At 71.4% G+C, this 23,194-nt stretch carries 20 protein-coding genes; 7 read left to right on the forward strand and 13 right to left on the reverse strand.

Features of this window, described 5'->3' with window-relative positions:
• Window positions 1-2: 2 nt before the first annotated feature.
• Together VHD82_RS14140 and VHD82_RS14145 are read right to left on the reverse strand one after the other, a co-directional pair.
• Window positions 3-527, reverse strand: a complete 525-nt coding sequence (locus tag VHD82_RS14140; RefSeq protein ID WP_325702475.1) for a DUF3558 family protein — start codon at window positions 525-527, stop codon at window positions 3-5.
• A complete protein-coding gene (locus VHD82_RS14145) occupies window positions 520-870 on the reverse strand; it encodes a hypothetical protein (protein WP_325702478.1) in 351 nt (116 codons plus the stop codon). Before VHD82_RS14145 ends, VHD82_RS14140 begins: the two co-directional genes overlap by 8 nt.
• A gap of 292 nt (window positions 871-1,162) precedes the next feature.
• Between VHD82_RS14145 and VHD82_RS14150 the strand changes: the two genes are divergently transcribed.
• From VHD82_RS14150 to VHD82_RS14160, 3 genes are read left to right on the forward strand one after another with little or no spacing between them, the layout of a single operon-like run.
• Window positions 1,163-2,245, forward strand: a complete 1,083-nt coding sequence (locus VHD82_RS14150; RefSeq protein ID WP_325702481.1) for a MoxR family ATPase — start codon at window positions 1,163-1,165, stop codon at window positions 2,243-2,245.
• Window positions 2,246-2,251: 6 nt separating this feature from the next.
• The gene (locus tag VHD82_RS14155; protein ID WP_325702483.1) at window positions 2,252-3,538 is read left to right on the forward strand and encodes a DUF58 domain-containing protein; all 1,287 of its coding nucleotides are present in this window, start codon (window positions 2,252-2,254) and stop codon (window positions 3,536-3,538) included.
• Complete coding sequence (locus VHD82_RS14160; RefSeq protein WP_414637508.1) at window positions 3,535-6,027, forward strand: transglutaminase TgpA family protein; 2,493 nt, start codon at window positions 3,535-3,537, stop codon at window positions 6,025-6,027. The genes VHD82_RS14155 and VHD82_RS14160 overlap by 4 nt, the downstream gene beginning before the upstream one ends.
• Before the next feature lie 72 nt (window positions 6,028-6,099).
• Here the strand turns inward: VHD82_RS14160 and VHD82_RS14165 are convergent, their stop codons facing one another.
• The 3 genes from VHD82_RS14165 to VHD82_RS14175 all read right to left on the reverse strand — a co-directional run bounded on the left by VHD82_RS14165 (window position 6,100) and on the right by VHD82_RS14175 (window position 8,744).
• Window positions 6,100-6,489, reverse strand: a complete 390-nt coding sequence (locus VHD82_RS14165) for a DUF3040 domain-containing protein (RefSeq protein ID WP_325702485.1) — start codon at window positions 6,487-6,489, stop codon at window positions 6,100-6,102.
• Window positions 6,490-6,704: 215 nt separating this feature from the next.
• A complete protein-coding gene (gene dinB / locus VHD82_RS14170) occupies window positions 6,705-7,955 on the reverse strand; it encodes a DNA polymerase IV (RefSeq protein WP_325702488.1) in 1,251 nt (416 codons plus the stop codon).
• A gap of 42 nt (window positions 7,956-7,997) precedes the next feature.
• Window positions 7,998-8,744 carry a methyltransferase domain-containing protein gene (locus VHD82_RS14175; protein WP_325702491.1) on the reverse strand — a complete coding sequence of 249 codons (747 nt, stop codon included), beginning with the start codon at window positions 8,742-8,744 and terminating at the stop codon, window positions 7,998-8,000.
• A gap of 64 nt (window positions 8,745-8,808) precedes the next feature.
• Here VHD82_RS14175 and VHD82_RS14180 point away from each other — a divergent pair, with 64 nt between their 5' ends.
• The 4 genes from VHD82_RS14180 (at window position 8,809) to VHD82_RS14195 (ending at window position 12,611) form a co-directional block, all read left to right on the forward strand.
• Window positions 8,809-9,675 (forward strand): ParA family protein, encoded by an 867-nt coding sequence (locus VHD82_RS14180; RefSeq protein WP_325702494.1) that lies wholly within the window; start codon window positions 8,809-8,811, stop codon window positions 9,673-9,675.
• Window positions 9,662-10,465, forward strand: a complete 804-nt coding sequence (locus VHD82_RS14185; RefSeq protein WP_325702497.1) for a DNA-formamidopyrimidine glycosylase family protein — start codon at window positions 9,662-9,664, stop codon at window positions 10,463-10,465. The genes VHD82_RS14180 and VHD82_RS14185 overlap by 14 nt, the downstream gene beginning before the upstream one ends.
• Before the next feature lie 518 nt (window positions 10,466-10,983).
• Window positions 10,984-11,541, forward strand: coding sequence for a GNAT family protein (locus tag VHD82_RS14190; protein WP_325702500.1), 558 nt, complete (start codon window positions 10,984-10,986; stop codon window positions 11,539-11,541).
• A 26-nt stretch (window positions 11,542-11,567) separates the two neighbouring features.
• Window positions 11,568-12,611, forward strand: a complete 1,044-nt coding sequence (locus tag VHD82_RS14195; RefSeq protein ID WP_414637509.1) for a quinone-dependent dihydroorotate dehydrogenase — start codon at window positions 11,568-11,570, stop codon at window positions 12,609-12,611.
• Here VHD82_RS14195 and VHD82_RS14200 read toward each other — a convergent pair.
• From VHD82_RS14200 to VHD82_RS14235, 8 genes are all read right to left on the reverse strand, one after another.
• Window positions 12,583-14,124: an allophanate hydrolase-related protein gene (locus VHD82_RS14200; RefSeq protein ID WP_325702503.1), complete on the reverse strand. Its 1,542-nt coding sequence runs from the start codon at window positions 14,122-14,124 to the stop codon at window positions 12,583-12,585. The genes VHD82_RS14195 and VHD82_RS14200 overlap by 29 nt on opposite strands.
• Before the next feature lie 165 nt (window positions 14,125-14,289).
• Window positions 14,290-15,201, reverse strand: coding sequence for a phage shock envelope stress response protein PspM (gene pspM / locus VHD82_RS14205; protein ID WP_325702506.1), 912 nt, complete (start codon window positions 15,199-15,201; stop codon window positions 14,290-14,292).
• A 20-nt stretch (window positions 15,202-15,221) separates the two neighbouring features.
• Window positions 15,222-16,058, reverse strand: a complete 837-nt coding sequence (locus tag VHD82_RS14210) for a PspA/IM30 family protein (protein WP_325702509.1) — start codon at window positions 16,056-16,058, stop codon at window positions 15,222-15,224.
• 249 nt (window positions 16,059-16,307) lie between these two features.
• Window positions 16,308-16,748: a helix-turn-helix transcriptional regulator gene (locus VHD82_RS14215; protein ID WP_325702512.1), complete on the reverse strand. Its 441-nt coding sequence runs from the start codon at window positions 16,746-16,748 to the stop codon at window positions 16,308-16,310.
• A 95-nt stretch (window positions 16,749-16,843) separates the two neighbouring features.
• Window positions 16,844-17,308 carry a CinA family protein gene (locus tag VHD82_RS14220; protein WP_325702515.1) on the reverse strand — a complete coding sequence of 155 codons (465 nt, stop codon included), beginning with the start codon at window positions 17,306-17,308 and terminating at the stop codon, window positions 16,844-16,846.
• Window positions 17,305-17,931: a CDP-diacylglycerol--glycerol-3-phosphate 3-phosphatidyltransferase gene (gene pgsA / locus VHD82_RS14225; protein WP_325702518.1), complete on the reverse strand. Its 627-nt coding sequence runs from the start codon at window positions 17,929-17,931 to the stop codon at window positions 17,305-17,307. Before pgsA ends, VHD82_RS14220 begins: the two co-directional genes overlap by 4 nt.
• Entirely contained in the window at window positions 17,928-19,337 is a 1,410-nt protein-coding gene (gene rimO / locus VHD82_RS14230) for a 30S ribosomal protein S12 methylthiotransferase RimO (RefSeq protein WP_325702521.1), read from the reverse strand. The genes pgsA and rimO overlap by 4 nt, the downstream gene beginning before the upstream one ends.
• 5 nt (window positions 19,338-19,342) lie before the next feature.
• Window positions 19,343-23,137, reverse strand: a complete 3,795-nt coding sequence (locus VHD82_RS14235; protein WP_325702524.1) for an AAA family ATPase — start codon at window positions 23,135-23,137, stop codon at window positions 19,343-19,345.
• Between the last annotated feature and the right edge of the window lie 57 nt (window positions 23,138-23,194).

The raw sequence follows: 23,194 nt of genomic DNA on the forward strand, positions 1-23,194 counted from the left end.
CCCTACGGCAGTTTCGGCTCGACGAACCGGGCGACGGTCTGCGCGCGCTGACAGGCCAGCGCGGTGTCATGGAAGTCCGAATTGGACACGTCTATCTGCACGCTGGCCTTCTCCCCCGCCGCGAGCAGCATCGCGCAGGTGCCGTCCGCGGCGGATTTGTCGGCGACCTTGACCGCCTGATGCGCGCCGACGGTCAGCTTGGTGCCGGTGCCCTTGTCCACCTGGAGATCGCTCAGCGCGGCCGTGCCGTCGAGCGTGATGGTGAGCCCGAAGGTGCCGGTCTCGGTCCAGTCGCACGCGCGGCCGGCGCCGATCGTCTTGTCCGTGCCGGCGGAAGTCAGCCCCACCGTGGATCGCTCCACCGGGGTGAGCAGCTCACACGGGGCGAGCGCGGCGAAACCCGTCGGCGATGGGCTGGGGCTGGTGGTGCTGACGGCAGGCTCGCCGGATCCGGTCGGTGCGGCCTGCGCCCCGCAGCCGGTGAGCAGGGCTCCGGCGGCGAGCGCACCCGCCACCCGCTTAGCCACCACTGCAGTCGACGCCGTCACCGGCCGAGTCGTCGGTTTCCCGGTACTGCTCGAGCGCCTTGGTGATGTTGTCCTTGAGGCGGCCCAGCTGCTGGCCGAACCTGGCCAGCTGATCCCCGGCCGAGCCGGGCCCGTCGATGCCGTACCGCGCCATGAACCGGCCGATCTCCTCGGCGTAGCCACCGCCGAGTGGCACCGTCCTGGCGAGCACCCTGGCCTCGCGCACCATCTCGCCCACGGTGTCCTGCAGCTGGGTGAGCTGGGCGAACGCGGTGGCGGCGAGTTCCGGGGAGACCGCGAAGGCGCCTGCGCCGGCGCCCGGCCCCGCCTGCGTCTCGGTCATCGCACCTCTCCGTAGCCGACCGGATCCTCACCGCAGCATACGGTCTCGCGCGCCGCCGACAAATCCCGTACGGCGGAAGAAGCCGCGAAAATTCGAAATGAGGGTTCTCTCACGCGGTCGGCGGGAGTTTGACACACTTGGTGGCAGGCTGGGTCACAGCCGGACAGCGGTTACAGGTCCTCACCGAACTGCCGCACCCGGTCTGTGAGACGCTTCCGCGCCGCCACAATCGGGGGGCGTGCGGGCCTCGCCCGTAACAAGCACGCGAAGGGCTTCGGCACCAGGAGGTCGAGTGACGTCGAGGACACAGCCTGCGACGCCCGGCGGATACACCGGCGAACAGGCATCCGGGCAAGCGCCGTACTACCCGTCCGGCGCGCCCGGCTACAACGGTCACGGCACCGTTTCCCTCGACGAGCTGCACGACACGATGCGGCGGATCGCCGCCAACGTGGAACGCGTGCTCGTCGGCAAGCCCGACGTGGTGCGCATCGCGCTCGTCACGCTGCTGGCCGAGGGGCATCTGCTGGTCGAGGACGTGCCGGGGGTCGGCAAGACCTCGCTGGCCAAGGCACTGGCCCGGTCGATCGACTGCACGGTCAGCCGGATCCAGTTCACCCCCGACCTGCTGCCCAGCGATGTCACCGGGGTGTCCATCTACAACCGGCAGACCGGGGACTTCGAGTTTCGGCCCGGCCCGGTGTTCGCGAACATCGTGGTCGGTGACGAGATCAACCGCGCCTCGCCGAAGACCCAGTCGGCGCTGCTGGAATGCATGGAAGAGCAGCAGGTCACGGTCGACACCACCACCTACCACCTCGACGACCCGTTCATGGTCATCGCCACCCAGAACCCGATCGAGATGGAGGGCACCTACGCCCTGCCCGAGGCGCAGCGCGACAGGTTCACCGCGCGCGTCTCGATCGGCTACCCCGACCAGCAGGCCGAGCTCGCCATGGTGGACGAGCACGCGGGGCACAACCCGCTGGCCGACCTGCAGCCGGTGTCCGACGCCGAGACGGTCAACCGGCTGATCAAGGTGGTGCGCGCGGTGCACATCGCGCCCGAGGTGCGCCGCTACGCGGTGGACCTGGTCGCGTCCACGCGCCAGGTGCCGGAGATCCGGCTGGGCGCCTCGCCGCGGTCCACCCTGCAGCTGGTGCGCGCCTCCCGGGCGCAGGCCGCGCTGTCGGGCCGGGACTACGTGGTCCCGGACGACCTGCACGCGGTCGCGGTCCCGGTGCTGGCCCACCGCCTGGTGCTCACCACGGAGGCGCATGCCGCGCGCCGTTCGGCCACCGACGTGGTCCGTTCGGTGCTCGGCCGGATACCGGTGCCCCAGGGGGCGCCGGTCAACGGCCAGAACCGCCGGTAACCGGTCATGTTGCGGTCGCTTTCGGGGCTGACCACACGAGGCCGCTGCCTGCTGGCCGCGGGCGTCGCCGCCGCGGTGTGCGCGGTGGTGCTCAACGAGCGCGATCTGTTGCGGGTCGCGGTGTTCGTGGTGGCGCTGCCGTTGCTGGTGGCGTTGTTCATCGCCGCGTCCAGGGTGCGGATCGGCGCCGCCCGCCGGATGCTGCCGGACCGGGTGTCTGCCGGATCCTCCTCCGAGGTCGAACTCACCTTGTGGCGCAACGGAAAACTGCCAGCGGGCGAGGTGCTGCTGGAGGACGGCGTGCCCTACGCGCTGGGCTCGCGCCCGCGGTTCGTGGTGGAACGCCTGCCCGCCGGGCGCGCGGTGGCGCTGCGCTACCCGATTCAGCCGGCCCTGCGCGGCATCCAGCAGGTCGGCCCGCTGCGCGCCACCCTGACCGACCCGTTCGGGCTGTGCGAGTTCGACCGCGAGCTGATCGGGCATTCCCGCCTGATCGTCACGCCGCGGGTGGCCGGGCTGTGGGGCCTGCCCAGTGGTGCCGGCATCGGCGCCGGGGACGACGGCAGCATCCGGCTGCACGCCGGCCAGGGCGAGAGCGACGTGATCGTCCGGCACTACCGCCAGGGCGACGACCTGCGCAAGGTGCACTGGCGCTCCACCGCCCGCCGCGACGAGATCATGGTGCGGGTGGAGGAAAGGCCGTGGCGGGGCGGCACCACGGTGCTGCTGGACCACCGCGCGGCGGCGCACCACGGCACCGGCCCGGTGGCCAGCCTCGAGTGGGCGATCTCCTTCGCCGCCAGCGTCTGCCTGCACGTGCGCAAGGCCGGGCACCGGATCCGGCTGGTCAGCGAGCACGGCAAGCTGCTGGCCGACGTGCCCGGCGGCTACGGCGGCGAGGACTCGGGCAGCGCGGACAACCTCATCCTGGATTCGCTGGCCGCGCTCCAGCCGGCGCACCAGCGCGATCTCACCGTCGGGCACGACCCGGCCGAGGGGCAGGAGCTGATCGCCATCCTGGGCACGGTGAGCAACGAGGCCGTCAGCGAACTGGCGCGCTTCCGCCCACGCGGCACCCGCAGCCTCGCGGTCCTGCTCGACACCCCCGCCTTCGCCGGTGGGGTCAGCGCCCCCGAGCACCGCGCGGCCGCCACCGGGGAGTCCGCGGCCCTGCTGCGCGCGGCGGGCTGGGGCGTGGTGGTCGCCGAGCCGGCGGCGTCGATGCAGCAGGTGTGGGCCGAGCTGTGCCGCACCTCCGCCGGCCGCGGCGCGCTGATCGGCGGTGCCCTGTGACGAGCACGCTGTCCCCTCCCCCGGCCCCGCCGGGGAACCCGCAGCCGCACATCCCGCACAAGCGCTATGTCCAGCCGCCGCCCGCGTGGCGCAGCTCGGTGCTCGCCCCCGTCGCGGCCGGCGTGGCCACCCTGTGCGCGTCCACCTCGCTGACCGGCGTGGTCGGTGGCGCCGGCTGGCTGGGCTACGTCGCGGTGACCGTCGTGCTGGTCGCCTGCACCGGGCTGGCCCTGCGCTCCATCCGCACCCCGGTGCTCGTGGTCGGGCTCGTCCAGCTGATCGTCGTGCTGCTGATGATCACCGGGGTGTTCACCGGCAGCGGGATCCTGGCGATCATCCCGGGGCCGGCGGCGTTCGGCGAGATCAACGATGTGCTCACCGCGGCTTTCGACCAGATCCGCACCGGGCTGCCGCCGGTCGACCCCACCCCGCCGATCCTCTGCCTGGTCACGATCGCGATCGGAATGGTCGCGGTGCTCGTGGACACCCTCGCCGTGGCCGCGTCCGCGCCGGCGGCGACGGGCCTGGTGCTGCTGTGCGTGTACGCCGTCCCGGCGTCGCTGTCGGATTCGATGCTGCCGTGGTGGACGTTCCTGCTCGGCGCCGCCGCCTTCGCCGGATTGCTTGCGGTGGACGGAAATCACCGCCACCGCCGCTGGCGCAACCGGGACGCGCCCGGGCTCGGTGGCTCGCCCGCCGCCGCTTCGGTGCCGGTGGTCGTCGTGTCGCTGGCGCTGGTGCTCGGCCTCGTCGCGGGCTCGGCGATCACCGCGGTCGGCACGGTCGGGCGGCTGCCCGGCAGTGGGCACGACGGGACAGGCTCGGGCTCCGGCGGCCTGGGCGTCAACCCGTTCACGTCGCTGCGCGGGATGCTCGACCAGGGCAGCACCGTGGACCTGTTCCGGGTGCGCGGACTGGGCAACGACAAACGCCTGCTGCGCGCGTTCACCCTGGACACCTACCGGCCCAACCAGGGCTGGAGCCTGCCGGACGGGCCGATGCCCGCCGGTTATCCCGCGAACCAGACGCTGCCGGCCGCGCCGGGCGACGACGGCACCGGCGAGTCCCGGCAGATCCAGATCGAGCCGGTCAACTGGGTCGACGTGTGGCTGCCGTTCTACGGCGCGCTGCGCGGGCTGCAGGGCGTGCAGCCCGGCTGGTTCTACGACCCGGTCAGCGGCGCGGTGTTCAGCGAACGCAAGCAGCACGTGCAGCCCTACACCGAGACGACCTCACTGACCGAGCCTTCGAAGGACGCGCTGGAGGACGCGAGCACCTCCACCCGCGACATTTCCTCGGCGTACACCCAGATCAGTGGCGTCGACCCGCGCGTGGTGTCGCTGACCGAGCAGCTGACCGCGGGCGCGAGCAGCACGTTCGACAAGGCCAGCGCGATCTGGCGGTACTTCACCGCGGAGAACGGGTTCACCTACGACACCCAGACGGCGGCGGCCACCGATTCCGACGCGCTGGCCGACTTCCTGCTCAAGGGCAAGCGCGGGTTCTGTGAGCAGTTCGCCTCGGCGATGGCGGTCATGCTCCGGGTGCTGCACATCCCGTCGCGGGTGGCGGTCGGCTTCACCACCGGTTACACCGACGGCGACTACCGGATGATCACCTCGCAGGACGCGCACGCGTGGGTCGAGGTCTACTTCGGCGCCGATCTCGGCTGGGTCAGCTTCGACCCGACGCCCCGCTCGGACGGCCGCGGCTACGTCCCGCCGTACCTGCAGTCGGGCAGCTCGTCGAGCGACCCGTCGGCGAGCGACAGCCAGCAAGTGCCGAGCGTGTCCACCACGCACCTCGCCCCCACCGGCGCGCCGACCGCGCAGGACGGCGAAAACGGCGCGAACAACAGCCAGCAGGCGTCCGCGCCGGGTTCGGCACCGGGCTGGACGGGCTGGGTCGCGCTGGTGATCGTGTTGCTGGCGATCGCGTTGACCGTCGGCGCGTTCCTGGCCGGCCGGATGGGCAGAGGCGGCGCGACGCGCTGGCTGCCGCTGGCGGCGGCCGGAGCCTGGCTGCTGGCGGTGTTGATGTCGGCCTGGCTGGTGCACTGGTCGCTGGCGTTGATCCTGCTCGTGCTGGCCGGCGGCGGGCTGGCCCCGGCGATCATCCGCGAAGTCCACCGGCAGCGGCGCAGACGTTCGGTGGCCGCGCACGAACCCGGCGCGGCCAGTGCGGCCTGGGCGGAGTTGCTGGACGAGTGCGCCGACCGGGGGGTGCCGATCTCCTCGGCGGACACGGTGCGGACGGCGGCGCAGCACGTGGCGCGCAAGCATCATCTGGATCAGCCGGGGCAGGAGAACCTGCGGACGGTGGTCGGCCTGGTCGAGCGTTCCTGGTACGCGCCGGGGAGCGGCGGCGAGGATCCTCGGCTGGCCTCGGCCTTCGAAGGGGTTCGGGAGAGTCTGCGCCGCAACGCCCCGATGTCCTGGCGCGGCAGGCTCTTCCCGCGCTCGGTGTTCCGCAGGCGCAAGCCGGAGTAAGTCAGGGCGCCAAAAAGCCGGCTTCCGTCCCGGGGTTGTGTCCCGGGCGCGAAGCCGGCTGTTTCGCCGTGCCTACTGGTCTTCGAAGCGCTGGCGGAAGCGTTCTTCCATGCGCTGGGTGAAGGAACTCTTCGCCTTCGCCGTGGCACCACCCTTGCCGCCCTTGGCCTCGGCGGCCGGGTGCCGTCCCGACATGAGCGCGACGAGCGCCCCGAAGAACATGACCAGAAATCCGAACACGCTCGCGAGCGGGATCTCGGCGACCCACAGCGCCTTGACCATCACGCCCACCACGAGCAGGGCTACCCCGACTACGAACAGCGCGATCCCCTGGATTCGACGGCGGCGGGCGGGCCGGCGGAACCGGGCACCACGCACCGTAGACGCGAACTTGGGGTCCTCGGCATAGAGCTCGCGCTCGATCTGATCGAGCAGCCGCTGCTCATGCTCGGAGAGTGGCATCTTTCCTCCTCCGGCACAGCTGTCGCGGGCGCCGGGCCGCGCAACGTCCTGGACCCAACATCGACACCCCGGAGCGGGGTGTGTCTCTCCCAGGATACGAGTCCGGCGCGCGGACGACTACCCGATCCCGCAGAAGCTGTCCCCTTTTGATTCATCTGGAGTTCCGCGGACCTGTCATGGTCACGTAGGCGGGCCCCCGCCGGTTCACCCGGGGCCTATTTCCGCTTCGCCTGCCCGGGTGACAGGAGCGAAGCGGGCCGGATGGCGGCGGCACCGAACTTCGACCGGGCCACGTCGGCGGCGACCTCCGCGTCCCGCCAGCGGGGCTCGGCCCGCTCGAAGCTGAGTTGTTCGGGTTCATCCGTACCGGACAACCCCTCGACGCGCACGCCGAGGAGCCTGATCTCGGCCCCAGCCGCCGCCTCCGCGAGCAGCGCCACCGCGGTGGCGTGGATCACCCGGGCGACGTCGGTGGCGGTGGCGAGCGTGCGCGCCCTGGTGATCGTCCTGAAGTCGGCGAAGCGGACCTTGATCGACACCGTCCGGCCGCGCACGTCCTTGGCGCGCAAGCTCGCCGCCACCCGCTCCGAAAGCCGCAGCAGCTCGCGTTCGAGCACGCGGGGGTCACGCTGGTCGGTGTCGAAGGTGTGCTCGGCGCCGATCGACTTGTCCGGCGAGTCGACCACCACGCCGCGCTCGTCGTGCCCGTTGGCCAGCGCGTGCAGGTGCTCGGCGACCGCGTTGCCCACCGCGCGCCGCAACCGGCTCAGCGGGGTGACCGCGACCTGCGCGATCGTGTTCAGGCCGAGCCTGCTCAGGCTTTCCTCGGTGCGCTTGCCGACGCCCCACAGCGCCGAGATGGGCAGCGGGTGCAGGAACTCCAGCGTCTGCGCCACCGGCACCACGACCACCCCATCGGGTTTGGCCATGCCCGACGCGAGTTTCGCGATGAACTTGACCCCGGCGACCCCGACCGAGCAGGTGATCGCGTGCTCGGCGCGCACGCGGCGGCGGACCAGCCCGGCCAGCTCCGCCGGGGTGGCGCCGAGCCTGCGAAGCGCGCCGCTCACGTCAAGGAACGCCTCGTCCAGACTCAGCGGCTCGACGAGCGGGGTGAGCTCACGGAAGATCGCCATCACGCCGCGGGAGACCTCGCCGTAGAGCCCGGGCGTTGGCGGGATGAACACCGCCTGCGGGCACAGCCGCCTGGCCACGGCCACCGGCATCGCCGCGCGCACGCCGAACTCGCGCGCCGGGTAGTTGGCCGAGGTGACCACCGAGCGCGGCCCGGCACCCGCGACGACCACGGGCTTGTGCGCCAGCTCCGGCCGGGTGCGCAGCTCCACCGCGGCGAAGAACGCGTCCATGTCCACGTGCAGCAGACCGCAGCCGGTGTCGTCCGGCGTGTGCTCCGCGGTGGCCCGGAATCGCTCGTGTCCGGCGGGCAGCCCGGCGTTTCTTCCCATCGCCGCCGAGCCTAACCGGCCCCACCGACAATTCCGGCTTGGCTACGCCGGGCGGCGGGCCAGCGCGTGCAGCTTGCTGGCGATGTCGAGCAGCGGCGAGACCACGCCGGCCACCTCTTCGAACTCGGCCAGTTCGTCGGCGGTGAACAGCTCGGACTCGGCCTCGCCGACGGAGTCCGCGACCACGGCGTCGCCCTGGAGCAGCTCCAGCTCGAGCCCAGCCGACTCCAGCAGCACGCGCAGACTTTCCGTGCCGTACCGGCGAAGCAGGCTCTCGCCGTCGTCCGGCAGCACGCCGTCGGCGCCGGTCAGCAGCTGCTTCGCCTCGGCCAGCCGCCCCGCCAGCGCCCGGTGCAGGACCGCGGCGTAGCGGTTCGCGGCCAGTACCGACACCGCGCCGCCGGGGACCACGGCCGCTGCCAACGCCGCGGCGACCCGGCGCGGGTCGTCGACCACTTCGAGCACGCCGTGCGCGAGCACGAGGTCCGCCGAGCCCGGCTCGACGCGCGCGCTCAGCGCGTCGGTGTCGTCGGCCACCACCGTGATCCGTCCGGCGACTCCCGTCTCCTCCGCGCGCCGGCGCAGCGTGGCCAGCGCGTTCTGGTTCGGCTCGACGACGGTGACCCGGCAGCCCGCGGCGGCCAGCGGGACCGCCCACACCCCGGTCCCGCCGCCGACGTCGACGACGTGCGGTTCCCGCGCGCGCTCCGCCCGCACCCGGGCCAGTTCGTCTTCGAGCACCCGCCTGACCGCGGTGGACCCGCGTGCCGCCCCGATCTCCGTTCGCATGGTGGGACAGCGTAATAACAAGGAGGAGGAACTGGTGTGGCGGTATCCGGCTACCCTCGAACCCGTGCACACGGTCGCCGTACTCAGCCTCAAGGGAGGCGTCGGCAAAACGACGGTCGCCCTCGGCATCGCCTCCGCCGCCATGCGCAGGGGCATCCGGACGCTGGTGGCCGATCTCGACCCGCAGGGCAACGCCACCGCCTCGCTCGACCCGCCGTACACCGACGCCACGCTCGCCGACGTCCTGGAGACCCCGCATCGCGCGGTGCTGCAGCAGGCCATCGCCGCGAGCGTGTGGAGCCCCGACATCCACGTCCTGGTGGGCGCCGAGGAGCTGGAGCTGCTCAACGAGCCCGGCCCGGACGAGCGCAGGCTGACGAACCTTTCCCGCGCACTGGACGAGCTGCACGACGCGCCGCTCGGGGACAAGCCGTACGAGCTGGTGATCCTCGACTGCCCGCCGTCGCTGGGCCGGCTGACGAAATCGGCGCTGGTCGCCGCGGACAGCGCGATCCTGGTGACCGAGCCGACGATGTACGCGGTCGCAGGTGCGCAGCGCGCGCTGGAGGCGATCGAGAAGATCCGCGACGAGCACAACCCGGGGCTGCGGGCCGTGGGCGTGCTGGTGAACCGGCTGCGCCCGCGCTCGCACGAGCACCAGTTCCGGATCGCCGAGCTGCGCGAGTCCTTCGGCGGGCTGGTGATGCCGACGGCGATCCCGGACCGGATGGCGATCCAGCAGGCGCAGGGCGCGTGCAGCCCGATCCACGAGTGGCACTCCCCCGGCGCGCAGGAGATCGCGCTGACGTTCAACATGGTGCTGGCCAAGATCCTGCGCTCGACCCGTGCCGGGCGGCACCGGATCGACAACGAGACCGAGGCCGAGACCACCGGCCCGATCGAGACGGTCGCGGGCGATGCCCGAGGGTGACACGGTCTTCCTGGCCGGTAAGACACTCGACCGGGCACTCGCCGGGAAAACCTTGTCCCGCAGTGATTTCCGGCATCCGGCGCTGTCCACCGCCGAGCTGAGCGGGCGCACCGTGCTCGGCGTGCGCACCGTCGGCAAGCACCTGTTCACCCGGTTCTCCGGCGAGCTGAGCCTGCACAGCCACCTCAAGATGGACGGCTCGTGGGAGGTTTACGCGCCCGGCGCGCGGTGGCGCCATCCGGCGCACCAGGTCCGCGTGATCCTCGACGCCGGGGACGTGAGTGCGGTGGGTTTCCGCTTGCACGACCTCGAACTCCTTCCCACCGCCGAGGAATCCCGGCTCGTCGGTCATCTCGGGCCTGACCTGCTGGATCCACAATGGACGGACGAGCACGAGGACCGGGCCGTCGCCGCGCTGGCCGCGGACGGGCGCCGGGAGCTCGGGCTCGCCTTGCTGGATCAGCGGATCATGGCCGGCGTGGGCAATCTGTACAAGGTCGAGATCTGCTTCCTGCTCGGCGTCACCCCGTGGACCCCGGTGTCCGAAGTGGACGCTCGCGGGGCCGTCCGGCTCGCGCGGAAGCTGTTGCTGGTCAACGCCTGGCGGCACGACCAGTGCACCACCGGAGACCTCGGCCGTGGCCGGCAGAACTGGGTCTACGAACGGACGCGGGCGGGCTGCTTCCGCTGCGGCGGCCGGGTGCGGGTCGCCGAGCAGGGCGTTGACGTGCACAAACGGCCCACCTGGTGCTGTCCCCGGTGCCAGCGCGGACCCGTGCCCGCACGGTGATCCTGGCCACCGGTAAATCTTGTTGCCGAGCGCCCCGGATCTGAATAGCGTTGGCAGTACACGAGAGAGGAGGTGGTCCAAAGTTGGATAGCAACAGGACTCGTGAGGTGGCCGTCCGCTAGCGGACCATCCTGCATTGGCCACGCCGGGTGTTCCGGCGGGTAGGCCGCGGCGGCGCGAGTCGCTCGCCGCGACAGGACAGTGGTGGCCTGTTGGCGAATACCAGGCAGTCACCGGGCCCCCGGCGTCCCGAGCACCAGTCCGGCTCGGGCCTGAACGGCTGACGGCGTTCAGGAGACACGCCGGGGGTTTCTCCTTTTCCATCGTTCCGGAAACACGGTGCGGCATCCGCATCCCACGGTACGTAGCCGTCCGTGCTCTTTGGACGGTGAATCTGCCGAATTTACCCGCGCCCGGCCGGGTGATCGACGGCCATCGCCCCGCGACTCCGCACGTTTTCCCGATTTTCTCGCGCGAAACCGCCTGTCACGGGGCCGGTGAGGGATACTCTGCACTCTGTGCTCCGGCCCACCTATCCGATCAAGACAGCCCGGCTGAACCTGCGCCCGTTCACCAGGGGCGACCTGTCGGCGTTCCACGCCATCCACTCGCACGCCGAGGTGGCGCGGTACCTCTACTGGGAGCCGCACACCCGCGCCCAGAGCGCGGAGGCGCTGGCGCGCAAGACGGGGTCGGACGCGCTGGCCGAGCCGGGGCAGACGCTAGCGCTGGCCGTCGAGCTCGCGGACACCAAGGAGCTGATCGGCGACCTGACGTTGCACTGGACGAGCGCGGAGCACGACAGCGGAGAGATCGGCGTGATCCTCAACCCGCGCCACCACGGCCGGGGTTACGCCGCCGAGGCCGCCCGTGAGCTGTTCAAGCTCGGGTTCGACGGGCTGGGGCTGCACCGGATCTTCGGCCGCTGCGACGCGCGGAACATCGCCTCGGCCTCGCTGATGGAGGGCCTCGGCATGCGCCGCGAAGCCCATCTGCGGGAGAACGAGCGGGTCAAGGGCGAGTGGACCGACGAGCTGGTCTACGCGATGCTCGCCACGGAGTGGACCCGGCGGTGACGCCCGCTCGGCACGGCTGAGCGAAGATGACAGGCGTGCTGTTCGAGAAGCTGATCCGCCCGGTGATGTACCGGCTGTCCGCCGACGACCCCGAAGTGGTGCACGAGCGCACCGTCCGCGCGCTCGGCCTGCTGCGTTCGACGCCCGCCGTGCTGCGCCGCCGGTTCGCCGCCGACGATCCGGCCACGGTGTTCGGCGTGCGCTTTCCCAACCGGGTGGGGCTCGCGGCCGGGATGGACAAGGACGGCCGCGCGCTGCACGCGTGGCCCGCGCTCGGGTTCGGGTTCGTCGAGGTCGGCACGGTGACGCGGCTGGCGCAGCCGGGCAACCCGAAGCCGCGGCTGTTCACGCTGGCCGAGAGCGGCGCGATCGTCAACCGGATGGGCTTCAACAACGCCGGCGCCGAGGCGCTCGCGGCGCGGCTCGCGGCGAGCGGCAAGCCGCCGGTCCCGCTTGGCGTGAGCATCGGCAAGTCCAAAGTGGTCCCGCTGGAGGACGCGGTCGAGGACTACTGCTCTTCGCTGCGCACGCTGTACGAGTACGCGGACTACTTCGCGGTCAACGTGAGCTCGCCGAACACGCCGAATCTCCGTGCGCTGCAAGACAAATCGGCATTGGCGGAGCTGCTGTCCGAGCTGCGGGCCGCGTCCGCGTCGCTGGCGAAAGGCACGCCGACGCCCCTGCTGGTCAAGGTCGCCCCCGACCTGACCGACTCCGCGCTCGGCGAACTGCTCGAAGTCTGTGCCGCCCACGGCGTGGCCGGGCTGATCGCGACGAACACCACGTTGTCGCGGGAGGGGCTCACCGGCCGCGATGCGGTGGTGGGCAAGGAAACCGGGGGCCTGTCCGGCAGGCCGCTGGCCGCGCGGGCGCGCGAAGTCGTGCGGTTCGTGCACAAGCACACCGAGGGCAGGCTGCCGATCATCGGCGTCGGCGGGATCCTCGGCGGTTCCGACGCGCGCGAAATGCTCGATGCGGGCGCGAGCCTGGTGCAGCTCTACACCGGGTTCGCGTTGAAGGGACCGGGGCTGGTGCGCGAGGTCAACCGGTCATTGGCCGGGTGGCGGTGACGTAGCGCAGGTACGCTCGCCAGTCGCGGAACTCGGTGATGTCCACGGCGCCCGCGGCGGCCTGCTGTTCACAGTGGAATCCGATCGCCGTGCTGCCGTCGTCGAGTTCGATCTCACCGAGCGAGAGCGGTCCCGACAGTCCGGCGAGGAAGCGGCCGAGCCCGGCGGGCGAGATCGTCCACCGTTCGCCGACCAGCGGAGCGCCTTCGGCCACGGACAGGATGCCGGGCTGCCGGTCGGCGAGCGCGACCATGCGGTACCGCTCGGCGGTCAGCACGTCGCCGCGGAAGCGGGCGCCGAGTTCGGTGAGCTGCCGGTTGAGCGGCTGCCCGCGCAGATGCGCCCCGAACACGACGAGGTCGATTCCCGTTGCCGGGTAAGGCTTCCTGATCTGCTCCCCGGCGAGGAAGGCGGCGAGGTCGAGCGCCACCTGGTCGTCGAACGCCCGCGTCACCACGCTCACCCCGGGCGGCACGGTGACGGCGGCCAGGTCGAGCGCGTTGAGGAAGCCGGTGTATTCGGGGAGCGCGGGCAGTAGCACGGCGTCGAATCCGGCGAGCACCTCGGCGGCCCGGACGCGCAGCCCGTCCAGGCGTGCCCGGTCCGCGACGAACCGGTGCGCGGGAATCTCCTTACCCGCCAGGAGTTTTTCGCGTAACTCGGGCGCGAGGTCCGCGGTCCCGGCGAACTCGCCGAGCGCCGCGTACCGCTCCACCGCGGTCACACTTCCACCGAAAACCCTTGCGGCTTCGAGGAAAGGCGTGAGATCGACGGACTCCACCACCGCGCCGGCCGCGAGCAGATCCTCCACCACCGTGGCGAAGCCGACCTGCGCGGGCACGGCTATCCGGGGTCTGTCCCCGGCGGCGAGCCGCACGTCCTCGGGCCAGACATCCGTCCCGGTAAGGACTTCCAGCGTCCGCTGTCCGTCCGCGACGGTGCGCGCGAACACCGTGACCCCGTCGAACGACGGAACCGAGGGCACCACCCCGGTGCCGGGCACCAGGGCCAGCGTCGGTTTCAGGCCCACCACGCCCTCACGGGCCGCCGATACCTGGCCGGCTCCGGCCGGGTCCGCGCCGATCGCGACGTCGACGAGGCCGAGCCCGGCGACGGCCGCGGTGGCATCCGACGTGCCCGTCGCGAACGGTTCGAGTGCGGTTTTGCCCAGCACGACCGCGCCCGCCTTGGTGAGGCGTCCGATCGCGACAGCGCTCGCCTCGGGCGTGTAGGTGTATGCCGGGCAGCCCGACGTCGTCGGCAACCCGGCAACGTCGACATTGTCCTGTACCGCAACGAGAAGTCCCGCCAGCGGCAGCTCCTCCCCGGCCCGGACGCGTTCATCGACGGCCTTCGCGTCGACGAGTACGTCCTCGGCGGAGCGCAGCGTGATCCAGAGTTCCGGCCGGTCGAGTTCCGCGAGCCGGTCCATGGCGGCGAGAACCTGCCGGTGTGCACTGACCGGTGCCGGGGGTAGTGGCGCGGGTTCTGGGGGCAGTGGCAGCGTGTCCATACCCTCCGACGGTAAGCAGCGGATATTCCGGGCACCAGCAGTCTCACGTTACGCGCAGGTATCGACAAATCCCCTGGGATCCGCTATTTCGCGGGCCTTTCCGGATTTCGTGACTCGGCGCGACGGCGGGTGCGGCCAAGCCGGGCACGCTTCGCCCGGGTGGAGTCAGGAAACCTCGCGGAGCGCGATGGCCAGCCCCGCCAGCCTGTCCGTCGCGTCGGTAAGCGCTTCTTTCGACTGCTGCATACCATGACCGCCCGCGGCCACGGCCCGGCCGGCCGCCGCGACCAGTCCGGAGTAGTCGTCCAGACCTTCGTTCAGCTGATCCGCCAGGTTCTTGACGGCGGAATCGAGCGCCTTGCGATCCGCCGCAGGCGCGGAATCGCGGGCGCGTTCGACCGCCTGCACGCGATCCGCGAGCGCACGCAGTGCGGCGGCCGCTTCACCCGCCGTCTTGCGGGCGTCCTCGACGGACTCCCCGGCCACCAAAGAGGACGCCGAAAGCTGGCGCAGCAGCTCGGCCAGCGATTCCTCGCATTCGGCCAGCCGCTCCATCGGCGCACGCGCGACCGACTTCACCGGCGGCAACCGGCGCGGCCGCGCGGCTTCGGGCGGCAGCTCAGTGCGGTTGAGCTGCCGCAGCCGCAGCCCGGACCGCACCCCGAGAGTGGCCGTCACGAGCGCGGCGGCCACCGAGCCGTACTGGGCGCTGGAGGTGGCGACGATCAGCCCCGTCCCGGCCGCGACGGCGTACAACCCGCACAGGATCGTCAGCAGGATCCACAGCGTCAGCGCGCGCGACGCCCGGCGCTTGCGCCGCTCCAACTTCGCCGCCGGGGTGTTCCACTGCGCCCATTTCGCGCGTGCTTCGGCGAACACGGGCACAGACGCGAACGGAGCGGCCTGCGCGACCGGCCGGCGCAGCGGGTTCGGCCGCACGGTGGCCCGCTGCCCCTGCTCCGGCGGGAAGTAGCGCTGAAGCTTCTCCTGCGCTCGCTGGGCGTAGTCGGGCAGACGGTCGATGTGCTTCTCGAGCTTGGCGGCCAGCTCGTCGAAATCGCGCCTGCCCGACCCCATGCCCAGCCCCCTCTTCGCCGTCAGGCCTGGTTCTTCTGCTCGGCCTGCACGCGCGCCTGGATCTCACGCTGGATGTCGGCCTGCGAGGACGACGGCTGGGCCGAAGCCGAGCCATCGGTCACCTGTGCCACCGGCTCGCCCTTGATCGACGCGCGGATCTGCTCCAGGCGCGAGTGCCCGGCCAGCTCGGTGGTGGCGGACTGGACCTCCAGCATCCGGCCCTGGACCGAGTTCTGCGCCAGTTCGGCCGAACCGAGCGCCGTGGTGTAGCGCTTTTCGATCTTCTCGCGGACCTCGTCCAGCGACGGGGTGTTGCCCGGGGCCGCCAGCTCCGACATCTGGTTCAGCGAGGCCGAGACCTTCTCCTGCATCTTGGCCTGTTCCAGCTGCGAAAGCAGCTTGGTGCGCTCGGCCAGCTTCTGCTGCAGCATGGTGGCGTTGCGCTCGACGGCCTGTTTGGCCTGCGCGGCCGCCTGCAGCGACTGGTCGTGCAGCGTCTTGAGATCCTCGATGCTCTGCTCGGCCGTGACCAGCTGCGTGGCGAAGGCCTCCGCGGCGTTCTCGTACTGGGTGGCCTTCTCGTTGTCGCCCTTGGAGCGGGCCTCGTCGGCCAGCACGAGCGCCTGCCGCGCCGAAGCCTGCAGCTTCTCCACCTCGCCGAGCTGGCGGTTGAGCTTCATCTCCAGCTGCCGCTGGTTCCCGATCACCGCCGCGGCCTGCTGGGAGAGCGCCTGGTGGTTGCGCTGCGCCTCCTCGATGGCCTGCTGGATCTGCACCTTCGGGTCGGCGTGCTCGTCGATCTTCGACGAGAACGCGGCCATCAGGTACTTCCAGGCCTTCACGAACGGGTTGGCCATCTGTTCCGCCTGCCTTCTTAACGTCCCACTAGTCCCAAGTTGACCCGACGGTCATGGGGCGCTGCACTCCCCTAACCCTGCAACGCACCGACCTCGGCGTGGGTTCCATCGTGTCAGGTCAGCGCGTCCGGTACCAGGCGACCCCGGGGGATTTCAGGGACGACCCTGAACGCACCGCGGGTGGAGACGGAGGAAGGCCACCCGCCCGGCATCCGATGCCGTACGGGTGGCCTCCTGCCATGCCTTCGCTCAGGCCGCGACCATCTTGGGCGCGCTGATCGTGGTGCGCAGCGCCGGGCCCATCCGCTGACCGGATACCCGCAGGTCGGCGAGGTCGTTGCCGATCACGCCGTCCACGATGCGGCCGCCTTCGAGCCGGCCCGCCTCGGCCCTGGCCTCGCGCGGTTCGCCCGGCTTCTCGCCGTCGGCCCGCATGGTGGCCACGTCCACGGTGTCCAGCGCGGAGATGTCCGCCGCCACGTTGTGCAGCAGCTCGGCGAGCGGAAGCTCGAGCGCATCGCAGATGGAGGACAGCAGCTCGCTGGAGGCTTCTTTCTGGCCCCGCTCCACCTCGGACAGGTAGCCGAGGCTGACCCTGGCGGCGCGGGAGATATCGCGCAGCGTGCGACGCTGGTTGGTGCGGGCATGACGGAGCCGATCACCGATCGCCTCACGCAACAGCACGGTCATCACGCGCCTCCCTTCCTGGTACCGACCACGTTACCCAGACCGGGCCCCTCGCCGCAGCGATTGACACAGCCGTACGCCAAGGGCGAACGCCCGGCCTACGCCAGATGTTCCCCCAGTAAAGACAACGCGGCCAGTGCCGATTCGGTTCGCACGTGGCCGCGATCTCCTTCGAACCAGCAGGTCCGGACCGTGCGCAGGCCGTTGCCGGCCAGCCCGATGTGCACCGTGCCGGGCACCACCCCGTCCTGCGGATCCGGCCCGGCGACCCCGGTCAGGCCCAGCCCCCAGTCCGCGCCGCAGCGTACCCGCGCGCCCTCGGCGAGCTGCGCGGCCACCTCGGGGTGCACGGCGCCGTGCTCGTCCAGCAGCGCCTGGTCCACTCCGGCCAGTGAGTTCTTCAGGTCCGTGGCGTACACCACCAGACCACCCCGGACCACCGCGCTGGACCCGGGCACCTCGGTCAACGTCACACAGACCAGCCCGGCGGTAAGCGACTCGGCGGTGCCCACCGTTTCCCCGCGCTCGATCAGCCGCGTGACGATCTTGCGGGCCAGCGTCATGATTTGGCCACGGCGCGGCCCGCCGCCCGGAGCCGCACCGCGCGCAGCACGTAGTCGAACCCGGTCACCACGGTCAGCAGCACCGCGATGCCCATCAGCACCCAGCACACCGGGTCGGCGCCCGATGGCAGCGGCAGCAGGTACGCCACGATCGCCGCGATCTGGGTCAGGGTCTTGGCCTTCCCGCCGCGGCTGGCCGGGATCACGCCGTGCCGGATCACCCAGAACCGCAGCAGGGTCACCCCGATCTCGCGGACCGCGATCACGATCGTCACCCACCACGACAGCTCGCCGAGCGCACTCAGCCCGACCAGGGCCGCCCCGGTCAGCGCCTTGTCCGCGATGGGGTCGGCGATCTTGCCGAAGTCGGTGATCAGCCCGTAGCGGCGGGCGACCCAGCCGTCCACCTGGTCGGTCAGCGAGGCAATGGCGAACAGCACTGTGGCCACGTAACGCCAGCCGGTGTCGCTGCCGCCGCCGGCGAACAGCGCCAGCACGAAGACCGGCACCAGCACCAGCCGGGACAGGGTCAGGAAGTTCGCGACGTTGAGGTTGGAGACGCGGGCGGCCGGTGGGACGGGGCCGGCGGCCTCCGCGCCCGCCGGCTCGTCGGCGGCACTCATCCGAGCGTCTCCGGCCGGACGATCAGGTCCACGCCCTCGCTGTCGGCCACGCGGCAGCGGACGATCTCCCCGATCACGGCCTCGTCGGCGTCGAGCACGATGCAGGCGCCGTCGACCTCGGGCGCCTGGTGCGCGGCGCGGCCGACCACCTCGTCCCCGGTCTCTTCGATCAGCACGTCCACCAGATCACCGATGCGGTCCTCGGCGCGCTGCGCGGTGAGCTCCTCGACGAGCGCGGAGATCTTGGTGACCCGCTCGGCGACCAGCTCGGGGTCGACCTTGGCCTCGAACGACTCGGCCTCCGTGCCGTCCTCGTCGGAGTAGCCGAAGACGCCGACCGCGTCCAGCCGCGCGCCGGTGAGGAAGCGCTCCAGCTCGGCCACGTCCTCCTCGGTCTCCCCGGGGAAGCCGACGATCACGTTGGTGCGGATGCCCGCCGCCGGGGAGAGTTCGCGGATCTGGTCGATCAGCGCGAGGAACGAATCGGTGGAGCCGAACCGGCGCATCCGGCGCAGCACGGTCTCGCTGGAGTGCTGGAAGGACAGGTCGAAGTAGTCGGCGACGCCCGGGGTGGTGGCGATCGCGCGGACCAGGTCCGGCCTGGTCTCCGCGGGCTGCAGGTACGAAACCCGCACGCGCTCGATGCCTTCGATCTCCGCGAGCCGCGGCAGCAGCCGCTCCAGCGCGCGAGTGCCGCCGTCGGCCTTGCTCAGGTCCTTGCCGTACGAGGTGGAGTTCTCGCTGACCAGGAACAGTTCCTTGACGCCTGCACCGGCCAGCCACGCCGCCTCGGCCAGGATCTCGTCCGGACGGCGGGAGACGAACGAACCGCGGAAGGACGGGATGGCGCAGAAGGAACAGCGCCGGTCACAACCCGAGGCGATCTTCAGCGCGGCCACCGGGCCGGAGCCGAGCCGGGCGCGCGGGATCCAGCCGTGGCCGGGCACCGTGACGTCACCGGCCGCGGCCGGGCGCTCGGCGGGGCTGATCGGCAGCAGCTTGCGGCGGTCCGAGGGCACGTGCGATTCGATCTTGTGCCCGGAGACGATCGAACCGAGCCGCTCGGCCAGATCCGGGTAGTGGTCGAACCCGAGCACCGCGTCCGCCTCGGGGAGGCTTTCCGCCAGCTCGGCGCCGTAGCGCTCGGCCATGCAACCCACCGCGACGACCTTGGCGCCGGTGTCGGACGCGGCGAGCAGGGTGTCCACCGAATCCTTCTTCGCCGACTCGACGAACCCGCAGGTGTTCACCACCACCACGTCGGACTCCCCCGGGTCCTCGGTCAGCTCCCAGCCACCGGCGGCCAGCCTGCCCGCCAGCTCCTCGGAGTCGACCTCGTTGCGCGCACAGCCCAGGGTGAGCAGCGAGACGCGGCGAGCAGGGACCGGATCGGTGGCAGCAGACACGCCAATCAGGGTACTTGGCCTGGCAGGTCGGCCACCGTCAGCACGGCAAGGTCGTCGTCGGCGAGGCTCTCCAGATCCACGTCCGGACCCGCCAGCCGCAACGCCTGCGCGCCGATCGCCTGCTCCAGCAGCCCGCGCGCGGACCGGCCGTTGGCGAAGCCGGGGCCGCGGTCCAGGCGCGCCATCGCGGCCGGCAGCCCGGCTTCGAGCTCGGGCGCCAGCCGGTAGCCCTGTTTCGTGGCCATGGCGGTGAAGATCGCGGCCAGCTCGGCGTCGGTGTAGTCGGGGAAGTCCACCGTGCCGCCGAACCGCGAGCGCAGCCCGGCGTTGCTGTCGAGGAAACGATCCATGTCGGCCGGGTACCCGGCCGCGATGACGATCAGGTCTTCGCGGTGGTTTTCCATCTGTACCAGCAACTCCGCGACGGCTTCGCGGCCGTAGTCGTTGTCCGAGTCCTGCACGAGGTTGTACGCCTCGTCGATGAACAGCACCCCGCCCACGGCGCGCTCGCAGATCTCGCGGGTCTTCGGCGAGGTCTGCCCGACGAACTCCGCCACCAGATCCGGCCGCGCCGCCTCGACGAGGTGACCCGACGGGAGCACCCCGAGTTCGCGGTAGAGCTGGCCCATCAGTCTCGCGACTGTCGTCTTGGCCGTGCCCGGGTTGCCGGTGAAGACGAGGTGGCGGCTGCGGGCGGCGACAGGCAGCCCGGCGGAGCGGCGCCGCGCGTCCAGCCTCGTCTCGGCGACCAGCGTGCGCATCCGCTGTTTGACCGGGCTGAGCCCGATCATCCCGTCCAGTTCGGTCATCAGGTCTTCGAGGCTGCGCCGCGGCCCGCTCGCGTCGGTCTGGCCGACGCCGGAGTCGACCGGCAGATCCGCGGCGGTCAGCTGGACGAGCGCCGCCGGATCGGCCTGCGGCCGGCGGGCCAGTCGGCTCGACTGCCTGCCGATCGTGGCCTCCAGCAACCCGCGCGCCGAGCGCCCGTTGGCGAAGCCACGGCCACGCGGGATCCGGCGGATCGCCTCCGGCAGTGCCGCGGCGAAGTCGGGGGCGAACTCGTACCCCTGTTTCCGCGCCATCGAAGTGAAGATGGCGACCAGCTCTTCGGCCGAGTAGTCGGGAAACTCGACCCGGCCCGCGAAGCGGGACCGCAGCCCGGTGTTGGACTCCAGGAACTCGTCCATCTCCTTGGGGTAGCCCGCCACGATCACCACCAGGTCGTCCCGGTGGTTTTCCATCTGTACCAGCAATTCCGTGACGGCTTCGCGGCCGAAGTCGTCGTCGGAGTCCTGCACAAGGTTGTAGGCCTCGTCGATGAACAGCAGCCCGCCGATGGCCCGTTCGCAGATCTCGCGGGTCTTGGGCGCGGTCTGCCCGGTGAACTCGGCGACGAGATCCGAGCGTGACGCCTCCACCAGATGCCCCGAAGGCAGCACGCCCAGCTCCCGGAAGAGCTGCCCCATCAGCCGGGCCACCGTTGTCTTGGCCGTGCCCGGGTTGCCGGTGAAGACGAGATGGCGGCTGCGCGGCGCGACCTGCAGCCCGGCCTGCCGTCGTTGCGCGTCCACCTTCGTTTCGTCGACCAGCCCGTGCACCCGCTGCTTCACCGGGACGAGCCCGATCATTCCGTCCAATTCGGACAGTAGATCTTCGAGACCGCGGCGGGGACCGGCGTCGTCGGACTGGCCCACCCCCGCGTCGGTGGGCAGATCTTCGGCCACCAGAAGGGAAAGCGCGCTCGGCTCGCTGTGGGCTCGTGCGGCGATCCGGGTGGACTGGCGGCTGATCGTGGCCTCCAGCAACCCGCGCGCCGAGCGTCCGTTGGCGAAGCCACGGCCACGCGGGATCCGGCGGATCGCCTCCGGCAGGGCCTCGCGGAAGCCCGGCGACAGTTCGTAGCCCTGCTGGCCGGCCATCAGCGCGAAGATCCCGGCGAGCTCGTCGTTGGTGTAGTCCGGGAAATCCACCCGGCCGGAGAACCGCGAGCGCAACCCGGGGTTGGCTTCCAGGAACTCGTCCATCTCCTTCGGGTAGCCGGCGGCGAAGACCACCAGATCGTCGCGGTGGTTCTCCATCTGCACCAGCAGTTCCGCGATCGCCTCGTGCCCGTGGTCCTCCTCGGACTCCTGCACGACGTTGTACGCCTCGTCGATGAACAGCACCCCGCCCATCGCCCGCTCGACCACCGCACGGGTCTTCTGTGGGGTCTGCGCGACGTACTCCGAGACCAGCTCGGCGCGGCCCACCTCGATCATCTGCCCCTTCGGCAGCACGCCCAGCGCCTGGTAGATCCGCGCGACCAGCCGGGCCACGGTGGTCTTGGCCGTGCCCGGGTTCCCGGTGAAGACGAGGTGGCGGCTGCGGGTGGCGACTTTGAGGCCCGCCGCGCGGCGCTGCGCGTCCACGTTCATTTCGGCGACCAGCGCGCGCACCCGCTGTTTCACCGCGTCGAGGCCGATCATCGCGTCGAGTTCGGCCAGCAGCTGCTCCACGTCCGGCGCGCCTTCGGCACGGCGCGCGCCCAGGCCCTCGACGTCCGGCAGGTCGATCTGCGGGCGGCCGGCGAGCACGGCGCCACGGCCGATCGCGTTCTGCGCGGCGGTGCCGACGAGCGCCTCGATCTCACGCGCGTCGGGCTCGCGCAGTTCGCGCGCGACGCGGCTGAGCACCTCGCGGGCCGGTTGTGACACCGCGGCGTTGCGCTCGGCCAGCAGGACGTCGAGCAGCACGGCACCGTTGGCGGGCTGGGCGAAATCGGGCGTGCGGTAGGTGAGCAGCCGGGACGACAGCCGCGGGGACTCCGTGGTCAGCGTGGACAGCACACGCTCGGAACCGGCCAGCACCAGCAGACGGCAGCTTTTCTGGTCGTGCGCGAGCTGGTCGAGCACGCGGGCCACGCCGGGCGCGTTCGCGTCCAGCAGCGCGTCGACGTTCTCGATCAGCAACAGCAGCGGGTTGCTCTGGCTCTCCTCGGCGTCGATCGCGTTCTTCAGGCCGACGTCGACCGGCTGCCCGGTGCTCTCGGCGCTCTGCAGGATCTCCGGACCGGACCACGTGATGTAGCCGCTGAAGGTGACGTCCCGGTTGGCCAGCTCGTCGTGCACCGCGCGGTAGAGACGGCGATGCCCGCTGTGCGGCGGGCCGGTGAACAGCAGGATCGGGTTGGGTTCCTCGACGGTGACCGGGCCGCCGGGCGGCTGTGGCGCGGCGTCCTCGCGCTCCTGGCGGGACCGGCGGACCCGGTTGGCGCGGGCGATGAAGCGCAGTGCGTCGGAGTTCATCACCGATGCGACCTCGTCGAGCAGGCCCGGCCCGTTCGGGTTGGCGGGCTTGGGTTTCCGCGGATCGTCGGCATGCCGGGTGCCCTCGGCCCACTGCACGATCCGGACCGCTTTGTCCAGGTACGCCAGCGCGGACTCCGGTCCGCACACGAACGAGGAGCCGTTGGGCAGCTTCTCGAACGCCGGTCTCGGTGGCGGCGGTTGCTGGGGCGGCGGGGGCTGACGCGGCTGGGGTGGCGGGGGCTGTTGCTGCTGGAACTGCGGCATCGGCTGCGCCGGCGTCGGCGGAGGCGGCGGGAGATAGCGCGCTGTGGCGCGCCATTGCGGATTCAGCGGCGGCTGGCCGTACTGCCACGGGCCCTGCCTGCGCCACTGCCACGGCCTGCCGGGCACCAGCAGCCAGGCGACCCCGTCCGGCGTGGCCAGCATCGTCGTGCGCCCCATCGACGCCTGCCGTTCGGCCTCGGAGAACGGATCCCACCCCGCGCGCGTCAACTCGCCCCCCTCTTCGTTCACGGCAACCCGTCCCGCAGCATACGAGCAGGCCCGGACGTGGCGGAACCCACCGCGACA

The organism is Amycolatopsis sp., from assembly GCF_035546795.1.
Classification (GTDB): Bacteria; Actinomycetota; Actinomycetes; order Mycobacteriales; family Pseudonocardiaceae; genus Amycolatopsis_E.

Bases quoted from the DNA above. Each gene is read 5' to 3' on its own strand.
- VHD82_RS14145 (WP_325702478.1), bottom strand. From the start codon at position 870: ATGACCGAGACGCAGGCGGGGCCGGGCGCCGGCGCAGGCGCCTTCGCG.
- VHD82_RS14155 (WP_325702483.1), top strand. From the start codon at position 2,252: ATGTTGCGGTCGCTTTCGGGGCTGACCACACGAGGCCGCTGCCTGCTG.
- VHD82_RS14165 (WP_325702485.1), bottom strand. From the start codon at position 6,489: ATGCCACTCTCCGAGCATGAGCAGCGGCTGCTCGATCAGATCGAGCGC.
- dinB (WP_325702488.1), bottom strand. From the start codon at position 7,955: ATGGGAAGAAACGCCGGGCTGCCCGCCGGACACGAGCGATTCCGGGCC.
- VHD82_RS14175 (WP_325702491.1), bottom strand. From the start codon at position 8,744: ATGCGAACGGAGATCGGGGCGGCACGCGGGTCCACCGCGGTCAGGCGG.
- VHD82_RS14185 (WP_325702497.1), top strand. From the start codon at position 9,662: ATGCCCGAGGGTGACACGGTCTTCCTGGCCGGTAAGACACTCGACCGG.
- VHD82_RS14195 (WP_414637509.1), top strand. From the start codon at position 11,568: ATGACAGGCGTGCTGTTCGAGAAGCTGATCCGCCCGGTGATGTACCGG.
- VHD82_RS14200 (WP_325702503.1), bottom strand. From the start codon at position 14,124: ATGGACACGCTGCCACTGCCCCCAGAACCCGCGCCACTACCCCCGGCA.
- pspM (WP_325702506.1), bottom strand. From the start codon at position 15,201: ATGGGGTCGGGCAGGCGCGATTTCGACGAGCTGGCCGCCAAGCTCGAG.
- VHD82_RS14210 (WP_325702509.1), bottom strand. From the start codon at position 16,058: ATGGCCAACCCGTTCGTGAAGGCCTGGAAGTACCTGATGGCCGCGTTC.
- VHD82_RS14215 (WP_325702512.1), bottom strand. From the start codon at position 16,748: ATGACCGTGCTGTTGCGTGAGGCGATCGGTGATCGGCTCCGTCATGCC.
- VHD82_RS14220 (WP_325702515.1), bottom strand. From the start codon at position 17,308: ATGACGCTGGCCCGCAAGATCGTCACGCGGCTGATCGAGCGCGGGGAA.
- pgsA (WP_325702518.1), bottom strand. From the start codon at position 17,931: ATGAGTGCCGCCGACGAGCCGGCGGGCGCGGAGGCCGCCGGCCCCGTC.